At 51.9% G+C, this 9,969-nt stretch carries 6 protein-coding genes and 1 pseudogene; 2 read left to right on the forward strand and 5 right to left on the reverse strand.

Annotation, left to right across the window (positions count from 1 at the left end; translation table 11 throughout):
* Nucleotides 1–283: 283 nt before the first annotated feature.
* Nucleotides 284–1,717, reverse strand: a complete 1,434-nt coding sequence (locus tag ATY02_RS12565; RefSeq protein ID WP_068579029.1) for an APC family permease — start codon at nt 1,715–1,717, stop codon at nt 284–286.
* Nucleotides 1,718–2,933: 1,216 nt separating this feature from the next.
* On the reverse strand, nt 2,934–3,095 hold the full coding sequence (locus tag ATY02_RS36350) for an aldehyde dehydrogenase family protein (RefSeq protein ID WP_241526806.1): 162 nt from the start codon (nt 3,093–3,095) through the stop codon (nt 2,934–2,936).
* 53 nt (nt 3,096–3,148) lie between these two features.
* Here ATY02_RS36350 and ATY02_RS36010 point away from each other — a divergent pair.
* Nucleotides 3,149–3,424, forward strand: a pseudogene (locus ATY02_RS36010) (methyl-accepting chemotaxis protein); the annotation flags it as partial.
* Nucleotides 3,425–3,583: 159 nt separating this feature from the next.
* Here the strand turns inward: ATY02_RS36010 and ATY02_RS12575 are convergent.
* From ATY02_RS12575 to ATY02_RS12585, 3 genes are all read right to left on the reverse strand, one after another.
* Entirely contained in the window at nt 3,584–4,825 is a 1,242-nt protein-coding gene (locus ATY02_RS12575; protein WP_068580956.1) for an OprD family porin, read from the reverse strand.
* A gap of 210 nt (nt 4,826–5,035) precedes the next feature.
* Nucleotides 5,036–5,965, reverse strand: coding sequence for a dihydrodipicolinate synthase family protein (locus tag ATY02_RS12580; RefSeq protein ID WP_068580953.1), 930 nt, complete (start codon nt 5,963–5,965; stop codon nt 5,036–5,038).
* A gap of 124 nt (nt 5,966–6,089) precedes the next feature.
* Nucleotides 6,090–7,481, reverse strand: a complete 1,392-nt coding sequence (locus tag ATY02_RS12585; RefSeq protein WP_068580949.1) for an MFS transporter — start codon at nt 7,479–7,481, stop codon at nt 6,090–6,092.
* A gap of 1,053 nt (nt 7,482–8,534) precedes the next feature.
* Between ATY02_RS12585 and ATY02_RS12590 the strand changes: the two genes are divergently transcribed.
* The gene (locus ATY02_RS12590) at nt 8,535–9,374 is read left to right on the forward strand and encodes an IclR family transcriptional regulator (protein ID WP_068580946.1); all 840 of its coding nucleotides are present in this window, start codon (nt 8,535–8,537) and stop codon (nt 9,372–9,374) included.
* The last annotated feature ends 595 nt before the right edge of the window (nt 9,375–9,969 follow it).

Raw genomic sequence — 9,969 nt, forward strand, 5'->3', positions numbered from 1 at the left:
AGTAAATGAAAAGTGCGCCGACCAGGCCAATGGAAAGCGCGATGAAACTCGACAGTATTTATAGTGCCGGCAGTTACTGCTGGCGGTCAGAGCTAAGGTTCGTACACGTTGACGAGCCCCATCCTCGTTTCGAATAGATGGGGCTCTAAAACTCAATGTGCGGAGTCTAATGTTGCTTACTCAGTGTTTTAAATAAGCAATGAGTAGGGCCGTATCGCGAAAATCGGGCGCTAGAATTTGCATTGAGAAGGCCAGTGGGTCTGGCCGTCGGATGCCATAATTTTCAGTGACCGCTTTGATGAGTTTTTAGATCACCGGGTTGAAAGCGGTCTTGCAGTTTCCGTAAACCATAAAGCACTACGGAAAGAAGTAGAATACCTATGCCCATCAAAAGCTCTTTCGTCCCACCGTATCCTACGAGTTCTGTTGAGGCTGCCCCCACAAGCACTATCAGGCCGGTCAGTAAGCTAAAGACCCATGCGATCGGAATCCACCCAGCTCTAAGTTTTACGGGTCTTTCAATGTCAGCAGCATCTTTCCTGAGCCACAGAAACCCAGTAAGGGCAAAGAAAATCGATACCACATAGCCGATATTAGCAGTCACCAAGATGGCGAGAGGAGAGGAGAGCAGAAAGACCATTGCAATGTTAATTACAACTGCGACAGCCATACACCGGCCCGGTACTTGATGCTTGTTAAGCACACCCAGTTGGCGAATCGTCAAACCGTCAAGTGCCATGCCATATAGGGCACGCGATCCGTCCGCGAGGGAGGCATTCAGTCCCATGAATAGTCCGACTAGCAGCGTGCTAATGAAGAAGCTGCTGTATTCGCTACCCAAGATTGCATCGAAAGCTCCGATAAAGAAACCATTCGGATTGTCAATTGCTGCCTGCTGATCGGCCAAGCCTCCGAGGCTGAAAGCCACTGCAGCGAACACAGCAACTGTATAACCACCAGATGTTATTAGGGCCAGACGCATGTCTTTCTTGCTGCGGTATTCAGGGCCAAACGCAGCGCACATTTCTGTGCCGTAGGCACTCCACGCAATGAGGAAAAGCCACATCAGTGCGGTACGACCTGTATTCCAATCTGCAACAGGCAAATTACTCCAAGCGTTCTGAAAGTGTTCGAACTTCCAAGCGTCACTGTAGAGCGGAGCAAATGCTAGGACTAAAATTGGAACCAATAGCAGGGCGCCCATATATTTTGAGGCGGACGCTGCCATCTGTACGCCCAAGCGGTTGAACTGCCAGAAAAGCACTATCAGACCTACGCCGATAAACTGTGCAAGTCCAATGTTCACTGATCCGAGTTGGTAGCTCCAGATCTGCTCTGGGAACCATTGTGCTTGAATCAGCGAACCAGCGCTGACGCCTACAATTGCGAGTACTGCTGACCAGCCCAACCAGTAACCGAAAGAAGCGATCGGGCCCACCAGAGCGCAACGGCGCCTCCAACCTTCAGTGGCTATCATTGCAACGCCGCCTGGTTTGTTTGGGAACATGGCGCTGACTTCAAGAAAAATCCAGTTTTGACACGCACCAATTGCTGCTGATCCTACCCATAGAAGCAGTGCTCCGATCGGACCTAGCGCCCCTAGCGCGAATCCAAAAGACGCGAATATGGAGCCCGATACCGCCATGGAGAGGGCAAACGCATCAGTCCATCTAAGCGTTTGGGACAGGTGTGAGGCATTATTTTCATTATTGGCCATCGGCAGGAGTCCTGGATAATTTAACGGTACGTCAATTACGACACAGCGTCGGGGTCCAGTACATGACTCACCGTGACCACTTATTGTTGACCAGCGCCATTGTTGCGACTCATGCAGTTCGGCCATCGCAAAAGATGTTGGTATTAAGAAAGAACTAGATTGAATCTGGGCAATTTCAAAAAATGGCTACATTTCAGCGTAAGCATCGTCTTGATGAACGGCATCAAGATTCAACTGTACGTCGACCAGCACGGTAGGTAGGAGTCTTTCTGGAAAACACCGTGGGTGCAAGCAAACTCGCCGCGGAGGTTTCGACAGATGTTATCCCGGACTGGTCTGCCGGGCCTAAACGACGGGTTGTACCTTAAGGCCTCGTCGGCAGGAAGCTCCAACCTCGAGACCATGTTGCGCATCTATATTTTCTGCGGTCATTCCGATGTTACGCCGTTAGACTGCTACCGCTGATATATGCCTCCGTTCGATCTGACGGCGAACAGCAAGTTTACGTATTGCCTGCGCGTCGGCGTTGATGTTGACGCTGACGCTGACGCCAGTCGTGACGCAGTTGTGTGTGTCGGAAATAGGTCGGCTTACCCGGTACGCGCGTTGAGCGAATCATCTTCGGGATGCAATCGAATATCAGCCGTGCTTGATCAGAGAGCTTCTGCTGCTCGGCGAAGAGCATAAGTCGTCGGCGCAACTCGCTCCATGCTTTTCCGCACCTTTCCACTGCGCAGTCCGACCTGATCAATTGCGGCCAAGCACTGAATTTCGTGCAGCACAATTGCAACTTTGACTTCGAGTATGCTGGCGCTACCCCCTGGCAGGTGGCCGCCACGCTGCGTCGGCACGCAACACCAGTCTGACGCGCAATGCAGATGCTGAGTGCGCAATCAGCATCAGCGAGATAGCTACCAAGATTGGTCGCGCCCGCCGGAAGCCAGGCGGCAGGAGGAGGGCAGCTTTTTTTGCTTGGATGACAGTCTCCTTACGTTGGGCATCGGGGGGGACGTGCTTGATAAGGTCGCCTTTCCCGTTGGGGTGCGGTCCGGGCAACTATAAAGTAGTAGGCTTAAGCCAGACGAATTCATCCGTGAATGGCGGATGGTCAGTTGATAGGGCTCTATATAGCTTCCTAAAGGAACAGAAATCTCGAGGCAGCCATACGGCAATTCACCATCGCGTATAGCGTCTAAAATCGCTTTCGAAAGCGATGTTAAGATTGGGCCATGGGGGGCGTGACGTCGGTCACGACGGCGGGTTGGAACAGGTTACCCTGGTATTCGCCACCCGTTAGCAGACGTGCACCTTTTGCGACGGCGTCGTCGATCTGGCCACGGATGAATTCGCACTGGTTGGCGCTTATCAGTGGGCCCACTATCGTAGTGGGATCCGCAGGGTCCCCGCAGCGAATGGAGCGGACTTTTTTAACGGGGTCGGTGCTTCGCGGTGGTCGCGGACGAGGTCGAACCCTCGCCTCGCGGACACAAAACTCTACTGAAGAGATCCGCCGGATTATCCAAGAGCTGCAACTAGCGACGACCGACGCAGCACGCCGTCTCTGAGGATATCAACGGCAATGTGACCGAGATTCGCAACGGTAGCCTTTCGCTGATGGAGGGCATAGAAGATTACGCTTTGACGGCAGAAGAGCTTTCATTGTTGGCGGGTGAAATGCGTACTGTCGTTTCGCGTTTTCAGCTTTAAGGCGACACTGGGGGAAGCTCCATTTACTGGTTCCCCCACCCCTGGATTACGGGCATGTGGCAGCGTCGGCGACCAGTTTGACTAATTGGACGATATTTGATCCTGCTGTTCTATCATTCGTACACTATTAGTGTTAATCCGTAATTGGATAATTATCTATTAGAAAACGTCTAACGGGTAACTGACGATCAACCGATTTTCATCGTAATCACTGGCGTTGAAATTCCGCCTGATGCTTGAATTCCTCAAACGAACAGATAGAAATCTGAGCTTTCCGCTCTGGACTACGTAGCCCAACTCCGATTCTCGTACCCACTCTGAACCATCTTCAACATTTTTTAGTTCCACGTTGTCACCGTGAACGTAGCGTGTCATGAAATTCAAACCAGGAATTCCGTAGCCGGCGAAATTGAGGTCATAGCGAACTTGCCAGGACCGTTCCCGGGGATTGTCGAACGCATGGTTAAAGGTGTTGTTGGCCAAATAGATACCGCCGGTTCCTCCAATACGCATCCAACCGGTATCCCCCGAGACATTTTGCAGTCCTAGGCTGATCGCATGTTCAGCCATGTTGAGGCTAAATAGCGCTGACACAGTACGGTTATCCAACTGACCGGCTTTCGCACTTCCTGAGTCTTTACCCCAGAAAAAACCAAGGTTGGAGTTCACCGATACCCCTTCAGTCAGTTGCCATTTCTGGTTCAGCCCGAGGTAGTGCTGTTCATAGATGTCTTTCAGCTCACCAGACCAAAGCCTGACCGTTGTATTTTTGGAGGGGGAGCGATAGTCGGCGCCGAGAAACTCGAAAGAGTCTGATCGAGCCGAGCCAAAGGTGAGGTCTTCCATCGAGGAGTCATTGCGCAGACTGGTTTTTTTCAGGTCGCCTGCATAGAAGGACCAGTTTTTGAGTTCTTGCGAAGCAATCTGGGCACCGCGAAAAGTCTGCGGCAAGGCGCGAAAATCATCCGCTGTAACAATCGGGAAATTGGGCATCCACTCGCCTACCTTCAACTCCGTATTCGAGAACTTTGCTTTGACCGCGACGCCGAGTCTCCCAAAACTCCACGCAGGCTCCCCGTCGGCGTCCTTTGGCAACAGCAGCGCACCATACCTTCCTGCGCCTCCATCGAGCTTCACTGCGTATTTCCCCAGCACGTCAACCCCAACTCCCACGGTGCCTTGGGTAAAGCCGGATTTGAGGTCGAAGATAAAACCTTGCGTCCACTCACGAGCCTGGCTTTGTGCAACACCAGGCGCTGTGAAGTTGCGATCAAAGAAGAAATTTCTGAAGTTCAGAGTAGCGGTTGTGTCATCCACAAAACCCTGAGCCAGTGCGTTGAAAGGTAAAACCAAAGCGGGAATGAAAAACACACGAGTTGCGCGATTATTCTGAATGTTCAAGACCTGTCCCCTGTTGTTTTTATTGAAGGGCAATGTCGGCCTGTCATCACCAGTTGAGCGGGCTCAACGCCGCACTTCCGGTAAAACGGCTCGAATGTAGGTGGAGAAGTATCCGGATCGAGTGATGCCAAGGGCCTGATGTGCAGGCCTTTGGCATGTGGTTTACCTCAAAGCCGCACCTTTGGAGTACGGCATCAATTTGGCTCGTGGTCAGATCAGACCAGCGCTGCGCAATGCGTCTGCGATTTCCTTGTCGGCGCCTTCCGCCAGTGGCAGTAGCGGCGAGCGCACGGTGGCATGGTCCAAGATGCCACGGGCAACCAGACCATGTTTCAGGGCTACTGTGCCTTCCATGTGGGAACCGCGGTGGTAGACGTTGCGAGTAACTGGCAGCAGTTTGTCGTGGATGGCGCGAGCAGCGGGGTAGTCGCGACGCTTACCAGCAGCGATCAGCTCAATCAGCGGCTCTGGGGTCAGGCTGCCGTAGCCGACCAATGCGCCGTCTACGTCGAACATGGTGTGCAACAGGTATTCGTCATGGCAGGTCAGGATCTGCAGATCGGGAACTTCACGACGGACTACCGGGATCTCGGTGTCCCAGCGACGCATGTTGCGAACACCGTTTTTCATGGCGAACACGCCAGGTTGCTTGGCAATTTCCAGTTGAGTTTCCAGGTCATAGGTCGCCTTGGTCACGTCTGGGTATTGGAACAGGATCAGTGGCAGGCCACTTTCTTCGTAGATCGTCTTATAGCGGTCCTGCGCAGCACCTTTCTGATAGCCGAAACGCAGCCAGCCATGGGATGGATAAACCAGGCCTGCTGCTGCACCATTAGCTACGGCACGCTTGGCCTCTTCAGCGGCTACTTGAGTCCCTTCGCCAGTGATGCCAGCGATGATTGGCAGACGGCCGCCTACCGATTCCTTGAAAGCCTGGATCACACGACCCTGTTCGTCCTGAGTCAGGAAGGTACCTTCACCCGCGTGGCCCAGAACAACCAGTCCCTTCACGCCTTCAAAGCTGCCGAGCCAGGCACCCAGTTTCTGGATAGCCGCATAATCAACTTCACCTTCACGAGTGAACGGCGTGACAGGAGCAGGAACGAGGCCTTTAAGGTCGATAGTGTTTTTAGTGCTCATTTCATTACCTCTGGTTTGGTTAAATTTCGCAAATAACGCATGCGCGGGCGCAAAACACATACTTATGTGCTCTGAGTTTGAAACTAATTCAGTTGTTGCGGTTTGAAATTTATGCAGTTGAAATTTATGGCGATAGCTCTTCCAGAATTCGGCCTTTGGTTTCAATAGCGAATAATGCAGTGATAACGGCTGTCATCAATAACACCGCCGCAAAAATACCGAACACATATTGAACACCCACGCCGGAGACGGTAAAACCTACAATTATTGGACCCAATGCCGAACCCAATCTTAGCCAGGCGCTACCTACACCCGTACCTAACGCGCGTAGCCGAGTGGGATAAAGTTCCGCCGAGTACAAATACAGCGAAAAAGTAACTGTCTGGACCAGCGCATATCCCAATCCGGCCAGTACCAGTATCTTTATTGGTGCCGTTGCGCCTGTGGTGGCCAGTATCGCGAGAGGTATTGCGGCGAGAAACAAGGCACCCATGTACCAGCGGCGACGACCGACCTTATCAATCAATAGTGCACAAATTACTGCAGCAACTACACCCGCTGCTGATGTCATGAAACCATAAGCCAGGCTGGTTTCGAGCGGCAAATGGAAGTGTTGACGATAAAGTGTCGGCAGCCAGGTAATAAGTCCATTAGCGACCATGTAGGAGCCAAACCACATGGCCCAAATAACGAGTGAGCGCTTAAAGTAGATGCCTTTGAAAAGCTCTTTCCAACCCCCTCTGTTATTTATCGCATGCATCTGCGGCACTTCTACTGGAGGTTGCAGTGTCTTGCCTGCTTTGACCGCGCTATTTTCCAGGCGAGTGACAATCCGGTCAGCCTCTTCAAGGCGCCCCTTGGAAGCAAGCCAACGCGGCGATTCGAATAGGAAGAAACGAAGGGGAATCAGCAGCATCGCGGGTACCAACCCCACTGCGAACATTGCTTTCCAGCCGTAGATCGGAACGAGGAAGTAGCCAATTATCCCGGCCCCTACCAGACCAAGCAGAAACATGACTTCGTACAGAAGGAAGAATTTTCCTCGTTTTTTGGAGCCGATCAATTCGTTGATATAGGCGCTCGCGACCGGGACTTCTCCTCCCGTACCGATGCCCTGTATGAACCTGAAAGCAATCATCATCGCTGCGCTGGACGCAAACAGGCAGGCGACGTCCATCGATACGAACAACAGGATGGTAAATGTCAGCACCTTCATACGCCCAATTCTCTCGGCCAGCCATCCAAAGATCAGTGCGCCGAACAGCTGCCCCAGATAACCGGCAGAGAGAATCATGCCGATTTGGGTGCCGCTCAGGCTCCACTCTTTGGCCAGAACCGGCATCGCATAGGCAATGGCAATGACGGTATAACCGTCGAAGAAGGTCGCGGCACCAATAATATTCCTGGCCCAAAATACTTGTCTGGTGATGGGAAGCCTTTCTAACCTGGCACTAATATTCGCCTGACTTCTAACTTTTTCTGGCAAGGGCTCAGTTTCAACGTGGTGCATCAACATAGCACTTCCTTTTATTGTTTTTGCGCTTTTCAGAGCGATAAAAAACTTACCGTCGTAAACACAGTGCAGTGGTGTAGTTTATTCCCAAGCTAATCTTGTTTAGCATTACTGGCTAATGCCGGGTGATCAGCTTTTCAGAAATGACTACTTCACGACCGTGTTCACGGCGAAGGAAAAAAATTTAGAGGACTTTCTAGCTGAGGTACTGAAAGTGTCGTTCGAGCGTGATGTCGACGGCGCTGATTGTATGTCGGCACTATTATGGAAGCGTCGCACGTCATATACAGAGCGGGCGCTGTTGAACGGAGTGCGAATAAAGGCTGACCTGGTATGCAAACCGGGCACGGCACGCGGGCGGTATGCGCCAATCGCGGGAAGACGGGCATTTATGCAACTGCCTTGGTCATGGACGACGGAATGTTCGGGGTAGGCATCTTGCTTAGCGATCTGTTTCATCTTTCGTCGCGCCTTTTTTGTTTTTCGGAATGCGAAAGTTTTTTCTTTCTTGTATTCAGACTACCACCATCAGTTTGCAGGGCCCACACTTTTTTTGACGATCCAACTGCTTTTTTATTCTTTTATGTCATGTTTGCTGCCCATGAAATTCCATTAGGTTTTATAAAGGCTCTGCAGATTTAGGCCGGCCACGATTGCAAAGTGCCATCTATTGCGCCGATCACAAGGGGGTTGTAGAGCACTTAAGAACGCGCTGAATATCCACGCCACCCTGACACTCTCTGGATTTAAGCTATACCAGACACATTGAAGCGAGGTGGAAACAGATGAGTTTTTGAAGCCGCAAATCCAAAAGTTCGACGAATTCGCTTTAGCCGTTCAGATTGCGGATCTGCGGTTGCTTCTTCGCTGGATCCGTGAGTCTGTACGTCCAGTGAGGCGGGAAAGCTGAAGACGAGGGAAGGCAATAAGTGATCATTTCGCAACTCGGAAACCGGGCGGTGGATAACCGAGTAGGCCAACGCATCGCCAGGTGCTATTCTTTTTAACGGTTTTTCGCATTCCGAAAACAAGAACTACCCCAGATGGATATCGCCCATGGCTCCCAGAAACTCAACAAAAAGCGAACCGACGAACTCTGCTGACGAAGACAAAAGCCAGCGCAGCACTGTTCAGTCACTTGCCAAAGGATTTCGAGTCTTGGAGGCCTTCACTGCGGAAAAAGACGAGCTTACATTGAGCCAGATCGCAGCCAAGGCCGACCTCGACCCTGGCACAACCTACCGTATGCTCAATACGTTGGTGGATCTCGGATATGTCTCTCGCATCCCTGAAAGCAAGCGCTTTTCCCTCACACTCAAAATTCTCAATCTGGGCTTCCACGCAATTGCGCATACAGACCTTCGCAGCCTGGTTCGCCCGGTTCTAAAAGGGCTCGTCAGCGAAATAAGCGAAGCTGCGAGCTTTGCCGTTCTTCAAGGGCCCGATGTACTCTATCTTGAGCGTGTCAGGGCGGGCATCACTCGCCTGGGAGTGGATATCCGTATCGGCACAACCGTCCCCGCTTGCCAAACAGCAATTGGCCAATCGATCCTGGCGTTCCTGCCTGAGCACGAAGTCGAGCGCATTGAGGCGCTTTCCTTATCCACATCCTTTAAGAGCAAAGCACTCTCTCGACCGCTTTCCGAGGTACTGGAGAAAATTCGAACGGATGGATACATCATTAGCGATTCACTTTTCGCCGAGGGCCTAAGGATTTTGGCCGTCCCAGTACTGGATATAGATGGTTATCCTGTCGGCGCCATCAGTATCGCAGCCCCTGCTGTCCGCTGCACAACCGAGGAACTCGAACGCAGAGCGTTGTCCGTTACATTGACAGCAGCTAAGAATATAGGTCGAGCCCTGCTGGCTAGTGGTAGCGTAAATTCCAGTCCGTGATTAACTCGAAACGAGGTGGTTTTCCATCGAAGCCACCTTGGCGTGGAAAAGTTCGACGCAAGAAAAGACGGGGCCAACTTGTCTTGGCGCCTGTGAAGCATTTGTGGCGCAGAGGTGCTTAGTATTACCTTCACCTTCAAATTGTGAAGGGGCGATGGGCGTGGAGTATCGCCTGATTCGATAGCCTGAGTTTACCGCGTCTCTCCTGACCTCAATCTCTCGAACTCCCTGGTGCGGACCTGCACGCCGGGTGGTTTGGCAGGGGAACGGCCTGTGAAGACACTCCCCCATGCCGATCGCCTGATAGTGTGTCAGCGCTGCATGTTCGAGCACGTTCAATCGGCGAGAACCTCGAAAATTTTATCGCTTGTTACGTGATAGAACACAACTTGAGCTTTAACCCCAGAGCAGTCTGGCTGGCTTTTTTCAACTCGCTGAGTTTTTCGTAGCCATAGGCGCGTGGAGCCCTGGTCTCAGTTTGCTGATATTTGCACCTGGCTGAATCGGTTGAATTGAGTGATCGACGTGCCACGGATAGAGCGCAACCATCGCAAGGCACTTGCCAAGGCCCTGACGTTAACGTAAAGATGGGAAT

The organism is Pseudomonas sp. BIOMIG1BAC, assembly GCF_001705995.2.
Taxonomy (GTDB): Bacteria; Pseudomonadota; Gammaproteobacteria; order Pseudomonadales; family Pseudomonadaceae; genus Aquipseudomonas; species Aquipseudomonas sessilinigenes.

Coding starts and splice junctions, on each gene's coding strand:
- ATY02_RS12585 (WP_068580949.1), bottom strand. CDS start 7,481: ATGTTGATGCACCACGTTGAAACTGAGCCCTTGCCAGAAAAAGTTAGA.
- ATY02_RS12565 (WP_068579029.1), bottom strand. CDS start 1,717: ATGGCCAATAATGAAAATAATGCCTCACACCTGTCCCAAACGCTTAGA.
- ATY02_RS12590 (WP_068580946.1), top strand. CDS start 8,535: ATGGCTCCCAGAAACTCAACAAAAAGCGAACCGACGAACTCTGCTGAC.
- ATY02_RS12580 (WP_068580953.1), bottom strand. CDS start 5,965: ATGAGCACTAAAAACACTATCGACCTTAAAGGCCTCGTTCCTGCTCCT.